The 15031-nt window shown below is 70.0% G+C and carries 15 protein-coding genes; 9 read left to right on the top strand and 6 right to left on the bottom strand.

Features of this window, described 5'->3' with window-relative positions:
• Positions 1–76: 76 nt before the first annotated feature.
• Positions 77–1471, bottom strand: a complete 1395-nt coding sequence (locus HT102_RS00260; RefSeq protein WP_192037417.1) for a serine hydrolase — start codon at positions 1469–1471, stop codon at positions 77–79.
• A 398-nt stretch (positions 1472–1869) separates the two neighbouring features.
• On the opposite strand from HT102_RS00260, the gene HT102_RS00255 reads away from it, so the two are divergent.
• From HT102_RS00255 to HT102_RS00230, 6 genes are all read left to right on the top strand, one after another.
• Entirely contained in the window at positions 1870–2073 is a 204-nt protein-coding gene (locus HT102_RS00255) for a cold-shock protein (RefSeq protein ID WP_149359483.1), read from the top strand.
• Positions 2074–2281: 208 nt separating this feature from the next.
• On the top strand, positions 2282–3850 hold the full coding sequence (locus HT102_RS00250) for an ABC transporter substrate-binding protein (RefSeq protein ID WP_192037416.1): 1569 nt from the start codon (positions 2282–2284) through the stop codon (positions 3848–3850).
• A 68-nt stretch (positions 3851–3918) separates the two neighbouring features.
• Positions 3919–4872 (top strand): ABC transporter permease, encoded by a 954-nt coding sequence (locus HT102_RS00245; RefSeq protein WP_192037974.1) that lies wholly within the window; start codon positions 3919–3921, stop codon positions 4870–4872.
• A 52-nt stretch (positions 4873–4924) separates the two neighbouring features.
• Positions 4925–5704, top strand: a complete 780-nt coding sequence (locus HT102_RS00240; protein WP_225443077.1) for an ABC transporter permease — start codon at positions 4925–4927, stop codon at positions 5702–5704.
• A gap of 62 nt (positions 5705–5766) precedes the next feature.
• Positions 5767–6675 (top strand): ATP-binding cassette domain-containing protein, encoded by a 909-nt coding sequence (locus tag HT102_RS00235; RefSeq protein ID WP_192037973.1) that lies wholly within the window; start codon positions 5767–5769, stop codon positions 6673–6675.
• Positions 6675–7316: an ABC transporter ATP-binding protein gene (locus tag HT102_RS00230; RefSeq protein ID WP_192037414.1), complete on the top strand. Its 642-nt coding sequence runs from the start codon at positions 6675–6677 to the stop codon at positions 7314–7316. Before HT102_RS00235 ends, HT102_RS00230 begins: the two co-directional genes overlap by 1 nt.
• Here HT102_RS00230 and HT102_RS00225 read toward each other — a convergent pair.
• Positions 7313–8551, bottom strand: a complete 1239-nt coding sequence (locus HT102_RS00225; protein WP_192037413.1) for a M24 family metallopeptidase — start codon at positions 8549–8551, stop codon at positions 7313–7315. The genes HT102_RS00230 and HT102_RS00225 overlap by 4 nt on opposite strands.
• A 226-nt stretch (positions 8552–8777) precedes the next feature.
• Between HT102_RS00225 and HT102_RS00220 the strand changes: the two genes are divergently transcribed.
• Both HT102_RS00220 and HT102_RS00215 read left to right on the top strand, forming a co-directional pair.
• Positions 8778–9098 carry an Rv1893 family protein gene (locus HT102_RS00220; RefSeq protein WP_192037412.1) on the top strand — a complete coding sequence of 107 codons (321 nt, stop codon included), beginning with the start codon at positions 8778–8780 and terminating at the stop codon, positions 9096–9098.
• Positions 9099–9283: 185 nt separating this feature from the next.
• Positions 9284–10105: a maleylpyruvate isomerase family mycothiol-dependent enzyme gene (locus HT102_RS00215; protein WP_192037411.1), complete on the top strand. Its 822-nt coding sequence runs from the start codon at positions 9284–9286 to the stop codon at positions 10103–10105.
• A gap of 21 nt (positions 10106–10126) precedes the next feature.
• On the opposite strand, the gene HT102_RS00210 is transcribed toward HT102_RS00215, so the two are convergent.
• Both HT102_RS00210 and HT102_RS00205 read right to left on the bottom strand, forming a co-directional pair.
• Entirely contained in the window at positions 10127–11266 is a 1140-nt protein-coding gene (locus tag HT102_RS00210; RefSeq protein ID WP_192037410.1) for an acyl-CoA dehydrogenase family protein, read from the bottom strand.
• 295 nt (positions 11267–11561) lie between these two features.
• Positions 11562–11849, bottom strand: a complete 288-nt coding sequence (locus HT102_RS00205; protein WP_192037409.1) for a DUF427 domain-containing protein — start codon at positions 11847–11849, stop codon at positions 11562–11564.
• 328 nt (positions 11850–12177) lie between these two features.
• Between HT102_RS00205 and HT102_RS00200 the strand changes: the two genes are divergently transcribed.
• Positions 12178–12924, top strand: coding sequence for a metal-dependent hydrolase (locus HT102_RS00200; protein WP_192037408.1), 747 nt, complete (start codon positions 12178–12180; stop codon positions 12922–12924).
• Positions 12925–12957: 33 nt separating this feature from the next.
• Here the strand turns inward: HT102_RS00200 and HT102_RS00195 are convergent, their stop codons facing one another.
• Together HT102_RS00195 and HT102_RS00190 are read right to left on the bottom strand one after the other, a co-directional pair.
• On the bottom strand, positions 12958–14469 hold the full coding sequence (locus HT102_RS00195; RefSeq protein WP_192037407.1) for a precorrin-2 C(20)-methyltransferase: 1512 nt from the start codon (positions 14467–14469) through the stop codon (positions 12958–12960).
• Positions 14466–15031 (bottom strand): precorrin-8X methylmutase (locus HT102_RS00190; RefSeq protein ID WP_192037406.1); only part of this gene is annotated, 566 nt, incomplete at its 5' end. The genes HT102_RS00195 and HT102_RS00190, both read right to left, overlap by 4 nt.

Below are 15031 nucleotides of genomic sequence, written 5' to 3'. Positions count from 1 at the left end.
GGGTTCGGATCTGTCGTGAACTCGGCTCTATCCTGCCAGGAGCGGGTGCTCGCGTCGCGGGCTGCACGGGCAGATACTATTCGCGTACGAGATTGAGCCCGCCCTTGGTGATCGACAACGCGTCCTGGATCTGGCCGCTCGTCGCGTTCGCGTCACTGATGTCGAGGCCGGGATCGCGGCTGACCAGCGCTACGAATACGGCCTGGCCGTCCTCATCGACCGCTCGGTAGGAGAGCGCGAGCACGCCCGGCTCGGAGCCGCCCTTGAACCACACGGTCGGCCATTGCTGCTCATCGAGCCCGATGCCGCCGTCGTTGAGCGAGAGCGAGGCCTCGACGAGCGGCTCCTCGTGGTCGGCGAGCGCGGCGTAAGCCTCGCACACCTCGCTGAGCGATGCGAACCACTCGATCTCGTCGACATGGCGCGGCGCGGTCCAGCCAGAGGCCTCGCTCACTGGCGGCAGGCCGGTGCTCGCGAGGGTGCCCTCGATGAAATCGCGCTTGGCGGTGGCGCTATCGAGCCCGCTGTACTCGTCAGCGAGCACTGGGTAGTCGACGGCCTTGAGGAGGAACATCTCCCGGGTATTCAGCAAGGGGGCGTTGCTTTCGGGATCGCCGGTGATGCTGGCGAACGATTGCTCCACCGCATCGCGGCCCACGAGGTCGATCAGCAAGTCGGTGGCGGTGTTGTCGCTGAGCGCCATCATCAGTTCCGTCGCCTCGGTGACGGTGACGGCGGTGCCGTCGGCCTCGTCCTGCAGCACGCCGGTCGGCCAGCTCTTGGTCGCGTCCCGCACGGTCACGGTGGTGTCCGGGGAGATCGTGCCCTCGCCCAGGGCGCGCGCGACGGCGTCGAGGACGAAGAGCTTGAACACCGAGGCGATCGGCACGGTCTCGGTCGCGGCGCGCTCGTGGACGCTCGCGCAGGAACCGTCCGCATCCATGCGCGCGGCGAGGAACGACGAATCCGGCGCGATCCCATCGAGCCGCTCATCGAGGTCATCCCAGCCCGTGGGCGGCGCGGGCATCTCGGGGGCGGCGGGGGAGATGGTGAGGCCCGCGATCCTGCCCTCCTCATTGACCGCCACCGCGATGTTCAGCCGTTCCTCGTTGGCGCTGGCCACGATGACCAGCTCGTCCGGCTCGTCCGAGGCGATCGATTCGGTGGTGAACCCGCCGAACTGCTCGAGGGTGGAGTTGAGCTCCTCCGGGGAGACGTTGGCGAGGAAGTCCTCGGTGAAGCGCTCGCGGAGCTCGTCCTCGCCGATCGGCGGGCTGGCCGAAGCTGAAAGGAACCAGGCCATCTGTTGGCCGGCCGCGGTGTCCGGCAAGGAGATCGACGCCTGCTCGTTGCTGGTCTCGCCGTCCGCGCCGGGATCGTCGCTGGTGGAGCAGGAGGCCAGCGAGGCGGCGGAGGCGAGGATGGTGAACGCGGCGGCGGCTCGGCGCAGGCGGGAAGCAGTGGGACGCATGCCTCCATTACTACCCTGCACGGCCGACGGGGCGGGTTCGGGGTCCCGCCACGGATGAGGCCACGGGGCGCGGGACGCCTTCCGGGGCCGGGGTCCGCGACCGCTTCCGGCGCAACGCGTGTCGCTTTCGCGCGCATTCCGGGCGCGCGGCGTAGGGCGGGACACGCCGCTCGAGGGGCAAAGTGCGCCAAGCACTAGCGCTATGGCCCTCGATGTGGTCTACTTAGTCCCGGTCGTAGTTTTCGGTGTTCGTTTCGTGCGTGCTCGAGATCAATGTTGCGGTCACAGGGTATTCACAAAGCGTTCTTCACCAGTAAGACTCGCAAGCTGCTGTGATCACAACCGGCCTGATGGGCTGGAACGTCTACCCATCATTTCCGGTAAGAGAGAGAAGTATCATGGCGCAGGGCACAGTCAAGTGGTTCAACTCGGAGAAGGGCTTCGGCTTCATTGCTCCCGAGGATGGCTCCGCTGACGTATTCGTCCACTACTCGGAGATCCAGTCGAACGGTTTCCGTTCGCTCGAGGAGAACCAGCGAGTCGAGTTCGAGATCGGCCAGAGCCCTAAGGGCCAGCAGGCCATCGCGGTTCGCCCCCTCTGAGGAACACCCCAAACTTGAGGTAGTTCGCTAAGACATCGAGCCCCCCGCATTTGTGCGGGGGGCTCGTTGCATGTCCAGAAGGTTTTTCGCCCGCGCGGGCCCCTACCGTTCCTGGTCTGTTCAGCATTACGATGACATATGAACATCTGAACAGATGAGAGGATAAACCGTGGGGAGCTCGCGCCCTGGCGCCGCCATCATCCTGCCGATGACGGCCACGCTCTCGCTGCTGCTTGGAGCGTGCACCATCCCCGGCGCGACCAGCGACGAGCCGAGCGAGCTGATCCTCGCCGATTCCAGCATTCCCAGCGGCTACAACCCCATCGCCGGCTATGCGCCCGCAGGAGCATCCAAGCTCTATGATGGTCTGCTCCGCCACGCCCCGGACGGCACCAGCCTCGAGCCCGCGCTCGCCGAAACGATGCCCACCAGCGACGCGACCGGCACGACGTGGACCGTCACGCTGCGCGACGACGTCTCCTTCACCGACGGCACGCCGTTCGATGCCACCGACGTCGCCGCGACCTACCGGGCGATCCTCGCACCCGCGAGCGCGTCGGAGATCGCCTCGTCCTACAACATGATCACCCGCATCGACGAAATCGACGAGCACGCAGTGCGATTCACGCTCGAGCATCCCTTCGCCGCGTTCCCCGTGAAGCTGCTCGTCGGGATCGTCCCTTCCGAGCGCCTCATCCCCGGGCAGCCCGCTGTCGAATCCACCCTCAACACCGATCCCGTCGGCACCGGGCCCTACGAGCTCGACGAGCTTCGCCCCGACCGTGCCGTGCTGCGGGCGAACCCCGCGTACTGGGATGGCGCGCCAGCGGTCGAGCAGATCACCCTGCTGTCGGTCCCCGATGACAACGCCCGGGCGCTGCGCCTCGCCGCGGGAGAGCTCGACGGCGCCCCGCTGCCCCCGCTGCTCGCCCAGCGCTCGGCCGAGCGCACCGGCATGGACCTGGTGACCGCCCCCTCCGCGGACTGGCGCGGAGTCTCCATGCCCTCGAGCGGCCCCGTCACCGGCGATGCCGCGATCCGTCGCGCGCTCAACCTCGCCGTGGACCGCGACGCCATGATCACCACCTTGCTCGGTGGCCACGGCCGGCCCGCGCACACGCCGCTCCCCGCAGAAGCAGGGGGCGCGCACGAGCCCGCAGCCGTGTTCGGCCACGATCCCGAGGCGGCGCGCGCGCTGCTCGACGACGCCGGCTGGCGCCCCGGCGACGATGCCATCCGGGAGAAGAACGGGCAGCGAGCCACCTTCACGGTCATGTACAACCCCGCCGATCTCGTGCGACGCGATCTTGCCCAGGCCTTCGCCGCCGACGCGCGGCGGATCGGCATCGAGGTCCAGCTCGAGGCCCTCTCGTGGGACCGCATCACCCCCCGCATCGAGGACGACGCGATCTTGATTGGCGGCGGCGAGGAGCCCTACGATCCTGACACCCAGCTCTACGCCACCTGGCATTCGCGCTACCTCGACCCCGGGGTGGGCAGCGCGTTCGACAACGCGAGCCGCCACGCCGACCCGCGCATCGACGCCCTGCTCGACCAGGCCCGCCGCGCGACGGACCGGAGCGAGCGAGATGCCGCGTACCGGCAGGCCGAGCAGCACTACATCGAGGACCCTGGATACGTGTTCCTGGTCTTCCTCGACCACACCTACCTCGCCCGCACCGACGGCTGGATCACGAGCGATCCGATCCTTGAGCCCCACGCGCACGGAGCACTGTGGGGCCCGTGGTGGTCGGTCGAGTCCTGGGCGCCACGATGACCACCACCGCGACGAGCGACCGACTCCCGGACCGCGGCCGACGCCTGCGGGAACGCGGCGCGGGACGCATGATCGCGCGCAGGCTCGCCCTCTTCCCGATCGTCACCATCGCCGTATCCGCTGCACTGTTCGCCGCGGCCGCCGCGTCCCCGTTCGATCCGCTAGCCGCGTACCTCGGCGACCGCTACCTGACCGCCAGCGAGGAGGCAAAGGCTGCCGTCACCGCGACGCTAGGCCTCGATGCACCCTGGTACACCGCTTACTGGTGGTGGGTCACCGACCTCGCGCACGGCGACCTCGGCTACTCCCGCGCCTTCCAGCAGCCGGTGCTCGACGTTCTCGCGGAGCGGCTGCCCTGGACGGTCCTGCTCGTGGCCACCTCGCTGCTCGTCGCGATCCCCGTGGCACTGCTGCTCGGCACCTGGGCCGGGATCCGGCCCGGCAGCATCATCGACCGCGTCATCACGATGACCACTCTCGCGGTGCAGGCGATGCCACCGTTCGTGCTGGCGCTCGCCGCGATCGCGGTGTTCGCGCTCGCCCTCGGCTGGCTCCCGCCCGCAGGGCTCACCGACGCCGGGGCCGCGCCCTCGCTGGGCCAGGTCGCCCGCCACCTCGTGCTGCCCGCCAGCGTGCTCGCGATCAGCCAGATGCCATGGCTGCTGCTCGCCGCCCGCGAATCCATCGCCGCCAGCCTCTCGTCCGAGTTCGTGGCCGGAGCGCGCGCGCGCGGCATCAGCGAGCGGCGCATCATCACCGGTCATGTGCTCCCCGTCTCCCTCGCCCCGGTGCTGACGATCCTCGGCGCGCGACTGCCCGAGCTGATCGTGGGCGCGGTGCTCGTCGAGGAAGTGTTCTCCTGGCCAGGCGTCGCCGCCGCGCTCGTCGCCTCCGCCCAGCACCTCGACCTGCCGCTGCTCGCCCTGCTAACCATCGGCACGACGCTCGCGGTCCTGCTCGGCTCGCTCCTCGCCGACATCGCCTACCTCGTCGCCGATCCGCGGGTGCGCGCCGATGGCTAGGCCCGCCGTGCCCATCCCATCCGCGCCCATCCTCGGACTGGGCCTGCTGGGCATGGTCGTCGCCTACGCGATCCTCGTGCCGTCGATCGCCGGGCCGGAGGCGCTCGCGGTCGACCTTGCCCGGGCAGGGCAGGCGCCGGCCCTGGCCCATCCCTTTGGCACTGACAACCTCGGCCGGGACCTGTTCGTCCAGGTAGCAGCAGCGCTGCGGGTGTCACTGGTCATCGCGGCCGCGGCAGCCCTGCTCGCCACTGGCATCGGCCTGCTCATCGGCACCGCCTCGGCGCTCGCCGGGGGAACTACCGACCGCATCGTGATGCGCCTCGCCGACGCCACCAACGCGCTGCCGCACCTGATACTCGGCATCGTCATCGTCGCGATGTTCCGCGGCAACATCGCCGCGATCATCCTGTCGATCGGACTCACCCACTGGGTGCTCGTCGCCCGCATCACCCGCTCGGAGGCACTCGTGCTGCGCGAGCATGACTACATCACCGCCGCCCGGCTCGCCGGGGCCGGACGGCGGCACATCCTCGCCCAGCACATCGTTCCCGGCGTGCTCGGGCAGGCGCTCGTCGCCACCACGTTGCTGCTGCCGCACGCGGTATGGCACGAATCCACCTTGTCCTTCCTTGGCCTCGGGCTGCCCCCGCACCAGCCCAGCCTCGGCACCTTGCTCGCGGCCTCGCGCGACGCGATCCTCCTCGGCTCCTGGTGGACCCTCGCCTTCCCCGCCGGGATGCTCGTGCTCACCACCATCGCCCTCGCCCTCGCCAGCTCCCGGCTCGGCCGCGAGCACCGCCGCCCCCAGCACCAGGAGGTACTGCGATGAGCCCTGCGACCCGCGTGGCCGAGCCACAGGTCCCCGGTCGCCCGCCAGCGACGCCCCGGGCCATGCCGAGGCTCGCCATCGACGATCTGACCGTCCGCCTCGCGCTGCGGGACGGCCGCTCCGTGCATGCCCTGTCCGAGGTCACCCTGCACCTTCGCCCCGGCACCATCACCGCGCTCATCGGTGAGTCCGGTTGCGGCAAGTCCATCCTCGCCGCGGCACTGATGCGCCTGCTGCCACCCACCGCCCGCGTCTCTGGCACCGCGCGCCTAGCGATAGGCCGCGGCGTGATCGATGCGCTCTCGCCACGATGCAGGCGGGGCACCGACATCGGCCTGGTTCCGCAATCGCCCGCAACGAGCTTCACCCCCGTCCGCACCGTCGGCTCCCAGATACGCGAGACCATCGCCGCGCTCGGTGGGAACCACGAGCCCCGGGATCTCGCCGAGCGCGCCGGCCTGCCACCGGGCCTGCTGCAGCGGTATCCGCACGAGCTGTCCGGGGGACAGGCGCAGCGCGCCGCGATCGCCGCCGCCCTCGCCGGGGATCCCACCGTCCTCATCGCCGACGAGCCCACCTCGCAGCTCGATCCCGCACTGGCGAGCAGCACGCACCGGCTGCTGCGGGAACTCGCGACTGCCGGCACCACGATCCTGCTGATCAGCCATGATCTCGCGGCCCTGCAGCGCGACGCGGTAGCTGATCGCCTCGCCGTGATGCACGCCTCCCGGATCATGGAGGAAGGCCCTGCCGGGGATATCCTCGCCGATCCCTGGCATGACTACACCCGCGACTTGCTCGCGGCGCTCCCCGAGCGGGGGCTGCGGCCGCTGCCAGGCAACCCCGTCAGCCTCACCGACCTGCCGGAGGAATGCGTGTACCACCGACGCAATCCCGCCACGCGACAGTCGGGCGGAACCACGGCGCTGCTCGCCGCCGGGGATCGCGTCGTGCGGCAGAGGACCCCCTGATGTGGTCCGCGCGACGCATCAGCGTTGACTATCCCGGCACGCCCGTGCTCGAGGACGTCAGCATCGACATCGCGCCGGGCGAGATCGTCGGCCTCGGCGGCCCCTCGGGATGCGGCAAGACAACCCTCGCCCGCGCCATGCTCGGACTGCGCGCGCCGCACCGCGGCACGATCAGCCTCGACGGCCACGACATCCGATCAGCCCCGCGGGGATCGCTGGCCATGCTGTTCCAGGCACCACGCAGCGCCACCAACCCCCGGCACACCCTGCGCCGCATCATCGACGAGCCCCAGCGCATCAGGGCCCCGCGCGGAGCCCGGGCACGCAGCTCGATCGAGGAGACCGCCGCGACGGCAGGCCTGACGCCCGATCTGCTCGATAGGTATCCGCACGAGGTCAGCGACGGGCAGCTGCAGCGCGCATGCCTCGCCAGGGCGCTCGTGCAGCGGCCTCGCTACCTCGTGTGCGACGAAGCGACCGCGATGCTCGACCCCGTCACCACGGCCACGCTCGCCCGCCAACTCGTCGATCATGCGCGCGAGCACCACATGGGAATCCTGCTGATCAGCCACGACATCGCGCTGCTCGGCGCCGTTGCTGACCGCGCGCTATCGCTGCCAGCGCCGGGGCCCGCGCGCTAGAGCTGCACCATCTCCGCGGAGCCCAGGGTGAGCACTTCCGTGCCCGTGGCGGTGATCGCGAACGTCTGCGACACCCCCACCCCGGCCTCGCCGATCGAGCGGAACGAGCCTGGCATGTGGAAGACCATGCCTTCCCGCAGCGGCTCGGGGTTGTCGATCGTGATGTTGAACGGGACGCTGTCCATCCAGTGCGGCGGATGCGCGAGCCCCACCGGGTAGCCGAACAGCTCGTGGAAGACCACGCCCTCGGGGAGCGTGCCAAGCTGCTTGCTGACCGTGCGCGCCACCTCGTCGCACGGCGCTCCCGCTCGGGCGGTCTCGAGCACGCCCGCGACGCACTCGCGAGCCAGGCCCGCTAGCCGGGAGACCAGCGGGGACGGCTCGCCCTTGCAGAACGTCCGCATGATCGGCGCGTGATAGCGGTGATGGGTCCCGGCGAACTCCAGGAATGTCGAGCCCTCCACCAGCGGCACCCCGCGCCAGGTCGAGTGCGGGATCGACGCCCGGTTGCCCGTCGCCACGACGACCTGCCAGGCCGATCGCGACGTGGCCTGCTCCACCAGCGCGCCGCTGATCGCCGCAGCGACCGATGCATCCGTCGCGCCCGGCCGGGCAGCCGCGAGGTAGGCCGCCTGCACGCCCCGCTCCGTCGATTCGCCGGCGATGCGCACGCACTCGATCTCGGCGGGGGACATCACGATGCGCACCGCATCGACCATGTCCGAGCCGGGCTCGACATCGCATTCCGCGTCGCGCAGAACATCGATCATGGTGATCGGAGTGCGGGAGTCCGCGCCGATCCGGCCGCCGCCGACCCCGTGCGCGATGAACTCCGCCACCGCGGCATACGCGGTGTGCGCGGTGGCGTACCGGAAGTACCGCACCAGAGGCGCCACCGAGCTCGCTACTGCCCGGCCCACCTCGAAGTCCGGCACGAACAGCACGAGATCGTGCGCGGTGACGAACAGCGGCTGCGGGATGGTCTCCGCCGAGAAGTAGCCGCACAGGTACTCCACCGCCGAGGGGCGCGAGACGAGGAGGGCATCGAGTCCATTGTCCGCCATGGCCTCGCGCACACGCCGCAACCGATCCTCGTACTCCTCGGGCGGGAACGCGGGCGGCTCCGCGGCGGCGACCGCGGCCAACCGATCCGGATCCGACAGCCAGCCAGGGGGCGAGCACCCCGCGAGCGGCTCGACGACAGGGGACTTCTTGGTGACTGGATTGCTGCCCATGGCAACGACCCTACGTCGAGAACACCTGTCGCGCCCGCCGGTTCGCGCGGGAAGCCGCGCGGTCCACCGCGGTGCCGGGAAAAGGCGAGAGGCCGGGCCCCGGCGCGATCGCTCTGCGGCTGCCGCGCAGACGTGGCAGCGGGTTTAGGGGCACGGGCATTCGGGTACGCCCCACGCAAGCCCTTTGAATGGGTCGGTACCAAACAAGCACGTAAGGAGGCCAGCAATGGCCGACAAGAAGCAGGAACGCCCGGAGCGCCCGGAGCCCACGAACACCGTCGATGCGCTGAAGCACATCGCCCAGACTTCGCTCGACAAGTCCGGGGATATCGTCGAGGGCAGCACGGACATGCTGAGGGGCAACGTGTCGGGCGGGATCGGCAGGATCATCAAGAGCGCCACGGACATCGCCACGACCTCGGCGGGCAAGGGCGCGCGCATCCTGACCCAGCAGTTCCCCGATGAGGAAGAAGCGAACGCCAAGGACGAGAAGAAGGATGAGAAGAAGGACGACTCCTCGTCACGCTCCTCCGACGACAAGCAGTAGCGAGCGCTGAGCCACCTCCTGCGAGCGACAACGCGCTGGGCCCCGGCGGATCTGGTCCACTGCGGGCGTGGCCGCGCCACGATAGCTTCCGCGTCAGTGATACTGGCAGCCGGAAGCGATGGAGGCACAGCGTCCACCGCAGGACGAGGACACGCATGCCGCGCGGCGTGCGGGAAGGAGCACCCGTGCCCAGCACGCCCGCCCAGGACGAGATCGTTCCCGCGCTCATCGAGCAATGGGACGTGCTTGATGGATTGCTGCGCGAGATCCCTGAGGCCGATTGGCGAGCGGCGTCGATCCTGCCGGGCTGGCGGGTGCAGGACATCGTCTCCCACATCGTAGGGACCGAACTGATGCTGCTCGGCGAGCAGCCACCCGCGCCCGTGTCCGATCCGCGCGAGCACGAGCATGTTCACAATGACATCGCTGCGATCAACGAGCAGTGGGTCGAGCACCTCCATGACGAGACCCCCGAGCGCATGCGGGACCGCTTTCGTGCAGTCATGTCCCAGCGGGCCACGACCTTGCGCGAGCTATCCTCCGAGCAGTGGGACCAGGCCTCCTTCGGGCCGACCGGACCCACCACGTTTGGCGGATTCATGCGGATCCGGCTGTTCGACTGCTGGATGCATGAGCTCGACCTGCGCGACAGCACGGGGCTCGCTGGCGATGAGGGCGGGCCACGAGGGGTGATCTCGCTGGACGTCATCGCTGCGGGGCTGCCCTACGCGGTCGGGCGCAAGGCGCGGGCACCGCGCGGCTCCACGATCACCTTCACCACGACCGGCCCGGTCGAGCGGGCCATTCACATCGAGGTGGGGGAGAAGGCCCGCCTCGTGCCTGCCCACGACGGGCCTCCGACCGTGGCGATCACCCTGCCCTTCGGCCTGCTCGCGCGCCTCGCCGCTGGCCGGGTGCGCGCGGTCGACCATCGCGGGGAGATCACCGTCGAGGGTGATGCCGGGCTCGCCACCGCGATCCTCGACAACCTCGCCTTCGTGATGTGACGGCCCGGGGCCGCGAGCGCCCTAGCCCGCGAGGTGGCGGGCAATGACGAGACGCTGGATCTGGTTCGTTCCCTCGAAGATCTGCATCACCTTCGCCTCGCGCATGTAGCGCTCCACCGGATAGTCGCCGGTGTAGCCGTATCCGCCCAGGACCTGCACCGCATCGGTGGTGACCTTCATCGCGGCGTCGGTGGCGATGAGCTTGGCGATCGATGCCTGCTGCGAGTACGGCAGCCCCGCATCGCGCCTCCGCGCGGCATCGAGATACGTGGCACGGGCCGAGCCGATCGCGGCCGCCATGTCAGCGAGCAGGAAGCCAAGGCCCTGGTGGTCGATGATGGCCCTGCCGAAGGCTTCCCGGTCCTTGGCGTAGGCGACCGCGTCATCGAGGGCACGCTGGGCGAGCCCCGTGGCCACCGCCGCGATACCGAGCCTGCCTGAGTCCAGCGCGCTGAACGCGATGGGCAGCCCCTCGCCCTCCGCGCCGAGGAGATGCTCGCGCGGCAGGAACGCCGAGTCGTAGAACGCGGCGGTGGTGGGGATCGCCCGCAGGCCCAGCTTGTCCTCGGGCTTGCCGAACGACAATCCGGGCGTGCTCGCGGGCACGTGGAAGCAGCTGATGCCGCGCGATCCCTCACCGGTGCGGGCGAAGAGGGTGTAGAAGTCAGCGCGGCCGCCGTGGGTGATCCATGCCTTGCTGCCGCTGATGCTGTAGCCGCCGTCGCGAGGGGTGGCCCGGCAGCGCAGCGCCGCGGCGTCGGAGCCAGCGTGGGCCTCCGACAGGCTGTATGCGCCGATCAGGTCCCCACCGAGCATTCCGGGGAGCCAGCGCTGCTGCTGCTCGGGAGTACCCCGGGTCGCCATGGCATGGCAGGACAACCCGTGCACGCTCACCGCCACGGCCACGGCCGCCCAGCGGGCTCCGAGCTCCTCGAGCACCTGCAGGTACACCTCGTAGGGTTGCCCGCCACCACCGAGGTCCTCCGGGTAGGGCAGGCTGAGCAGCCCCAGCTCGCCGAGAGTGGCGAACAGGCCCTCGGGGTAGGTCTCGTGCTTCTCGTGATCGGCGACGATGGGATCGATCTCGCGCGCGGCGACATCGCGAACGAGCTCGATGAGGTCCCGGGCCTCGCGGGTGGGCAGGTGGCGATCAACGGGCATGGGATCCTCCGGGCATGCTGCTTGCCCGGGCGGGCGGGCGCTGCGGTAGGTCAGTCACGGTGTCCACTGTAGTGGCGCGAGTGTGCCGGGCCGTGCCGTGAGTGTGCGGGGCCGTGCCGCGCGTGTGCGAAATGCGACAGCCCGGAGCGCGATGCGTGTCGTTCTTCGCACACTCGCCCGCCGCCGGAGCCAGATCCGCCGCCGGAGCCAGATCCGCCGCTGGGCCCAGATCCGCCGGGCCGAGATCCGCCAAAGCCCGCCGCCGGGCCCACGGCCAGCCGGAGCCAGGCGCGGCCTAGTCCACCGCGATGGTGACCTGCGGGTAGAACGCCACGTGGTCGGCGATGTGGCGGGCCTTGCGCTTGGGGTCCGGGTAGTACCAGGCCAGGTTGGTGCCGGTCTTGCCGTTAGCGACGACGTCGTAGTACGAGGCGGTTCCCTTCCAGAAGCAGGACGTGTGGTGCTCGCTCGGGCGAAGGTGCTCGCTCTTGACGCTCCCGGGCGGGAAGTAGTGGTTGCCCTCGACCGTCTCGGTCGCCTCGGCCTCGGCGAGGATGGTGTCGTTCCAGATGGCGCGGATCATGGTGGTCCTTCCTTATGGTTCTTCATTAGCAGGAACACCGCGGCCGGGCGCTCGCTTCCCACCCACGCTGCCACGCGCGCTTCACACCCCGCGAGAGTTCGAAATGCGACAGCTCATCGCGCGTTTAGCGTCGTTTTTCGCTCGCTCGTCTGCGGCCGCGGAGGCCGGGAGCCTGTGATCCCCGGCACATCGAGGGGTCCACGGTGCCGCTTCTGTCGGAGTTCTCGTGTATCTGGTTGCACAGCAACAAGTTTCGGCCCACGCGCGCGGCGATCGTCGCGCGCCGCGAGGACCGGGCTCCACCCAGAGGAAAGGGGACCTCGCCATCATGATGGCCCGAGGACATCTAGCGACCACGAGCGTCCTGTGGCTCGCTCTCGCCCCACCGATCGCCGAGGTGGCTGGTCGGCCGCTGACCACCGGCGAGATCATCGTCTCCACCATCGCTATCGCGGGCTGGTCGGTGTGGCCGGACTGGGACCATTCCGATGCGCAGCTCTCGCGCACGCTCGGTCCGTTCTCCAAGGCATTCGCCACACTGGTGAACAAGCTGTCGGGCGGGCACCGGGTGGGCAAGACGCACACCGTGCTATTCGCGGTGGCGATGGGTTTCCTCGCGGGCCTGCTGGGAACCGTGCCGCATGACTTCGGGCAGGTCGTGCTGCCGTCGAACTGGGCACTGATGGTGATGATGTGGTTCCTGGCCTACACGATGATGCTCACCCTGGGGCTCTCGGTGTTCCGGTCCCGCCATATCGGCGACGAGATCATCGCCGTGGAGGCAATCGCTATCGTTGCGCTCGCGCTGTGGCTCGCGCCGGGGGACTGGTGGTGGATGCCCTGGACCGCGGCGATCGGCTGCCTGCTGCATTGCGTGCAGGACATGATGACCACGCGGGGCCTCAACAACTTCCTGTGGCCGCTGCCGAAGCGACGCATGCGCCTGCCGGTCCTCGGGCGCGCGGGCGGCACCCGGGAGCAGATGCTCACCAGCGCCACCCTCATCGCCGCGCTGTGGGTCGCGCCCGCCGTGCTCAGCGGCAATGTCTGGTGGACAGCCGAATGGCTGGCGTGAGCACCAGCCCGCGCAGGCCGCCCGTCCAGGGGATCAGCGGATGGCGCGGTCGAGCGCGGGGTAGCGGCGCGAGGTGTAGACCACCTGCCCGGCAGGGCGCTCGACGACGCTGGTTTGTGTCGAGCCGATGATCAGCAAGCACCGCATATCGACCTGCCCCGGGTCGAGGTCCGCGAGCCGGGTGACGGTGACGGTCTCGGCCTCGCTGCCCACGGCGCGCCCGATGATCACCGTGGTCGCGCCGTCACGGATGTCGAGCAGCAGGTCCTTCAGCGCGCCCACCTGCCACGTCCGGGATCGCGAGGCGGGGTTGTAGATCGCGATAGCGAGGTCCGCCTTCGCTGCCGCGCGCACGCGCTCGGCCACGACGTCCCAGGGCTTGAGCCGGTCCGACAAGGAGATCACGGCGTAGTCGTGCCCGAGCGGCGCCCCCGCCCGCGAGGCCACCGCGTTGGCCGCGGTCATGCCGGGAACCACCCGCACCCGCACGTCCGCGTACTCCTCGCGCGCGGCGACCTCGAGGACCGCGGAGGCCATCGCGAACACACCAGGATCGCCCGACGAAACCACTGCGACGCGCGCCCCGTCGCGAGCGAGGTCGAGCGCATGGGCGGCACGTTCCTCCTCGACGCGGTTATCGGAGGGATGCTGGCGCTGCCAGGCATTTCCGGCCACGCGCGCCAGGTAGGGGCCATACCCGACGAGGTCGGTGGCGGCCCGCAGCTCGCGCCGCACCTCAGGGGTGGTCCAGTCGGTGTGGCCAGGCCCGAGGCCGACCACGACCACCTCGCCAGGCTTGTGGTGCTCGGCAGGGCTGGGCTCGCGGGTGTTCAGCGGGGACGGCACGATCGCGACCGAGAAGTACGGGACCTCGGTGGGATCGACATCGCGCATGGGCAGGACCCGCTGGCCCTCCCAGCTCGCCCGCTCGACATACACGGCCTCATCGAGCCGTCCTGCCTTCTCCAGCGCATCACGCACCGCGCCGAAGGTACGGCCGAGCTTCATCACCGCGACCGCGTCGCCGCTGGTGAACCGATCGATCAGTTCTGCTTCCGGAAGGGTACCCGGCACCACGGTCAAGGTCTCATCGCGCTCCACGAGCGGCACCTGCATGGCTGCGGAGGCCGCCGAGATGGAGGTAACGCCCGGCACGATTTCCGTGCGGAACCGCGCTCGCAGCCTCTTGTGCATGTGCATGTAGGAGCTGTAGAACAGCGGATCGCCCTCGGCGAGCAGCGCGACATCCCGGCCCGCGGCGAGGTGGACGGCGAGGCGCTCGGCGGACTCCGCGTAGAACTCGTCGATCGCGCCCTGGTAGCCCCGCGGATGATCGGTCGTCCCGGTGGTCACCGGGTAGACCAGCTTCTCCTCGATCTGCCCTTCCCGCAGGTAGGGCGCGGCGACGCTGCGCGCAATCGAGCGGCCGTGGCGGGCGCTGTGGTAGGCGACGACATCGGCCGCGGCGATCAGCCGGGCGGCCTTGACGGTGACGAGCTCGGGGTCGCCCGGGCCAAGCCCGATGCCCCACAGGGTCCCGCTCACAGCTCCGCGCTCGCGATCGCGTTGACAGCGGCGGCGGTGATGGCGCTGCCACCACGACGGCCCCGCACGAGCAGGTGCCGCAGCTGCTTCGGGTGAGCGATCACCGCCTCCTTCGACTCGACGGCACCCACGAAGCCGACGGGCCCGCCCACGATGGCGGCCGGCATGGGCGCCCCGTCATCGATGAGCTGCAGCAGGTGGAACAGTGCGGTCGGGGCATTGCCGATCGCCACGATCGCGCCGTCGAGATGCTCGCGCCACAGCTCCACGGCCGCGGCGGTGCGGGTGGTACCGAGCTGCTCGGCGAGGCCCGCCACGCGAGGGTCGCGGAGGGTGCAGATCACCGCGTTGCCCGCGGGGAGGCGGCGGGGGGTGATGCCCTCGGCGACCATGTGGGTATCGGCGAGGATCGGCGCCCCTGCCCCGAGGGCCGCGCGAGCATGCTCGACGACTCCGGGGGTGTGCGCGATGTCCTCGACGAGGTCGGTCTGCCCGCTTGCGTGGATCATGCGCACCACGGCTTCGGCGTCGGCGGGGGAGAACCCGCTGAGATCGGTCTCGT

Source organism: Lolliginicoccus lacisalsi, assembly GCF_014841105.1.
In the GTDB taxonomy this organism is placed as follows: Bacteria; Actinomycetota; Actinomycetes; order Mycobacteriales; family Mycobacteriaceae; genus Lolliginicoccus; species Lolliginicoccus lacisalsi.
Note: the sequence above shows the minus strand (reverse complement) of the source record. Positions and strands in the feature narration are given on the sequence as shown.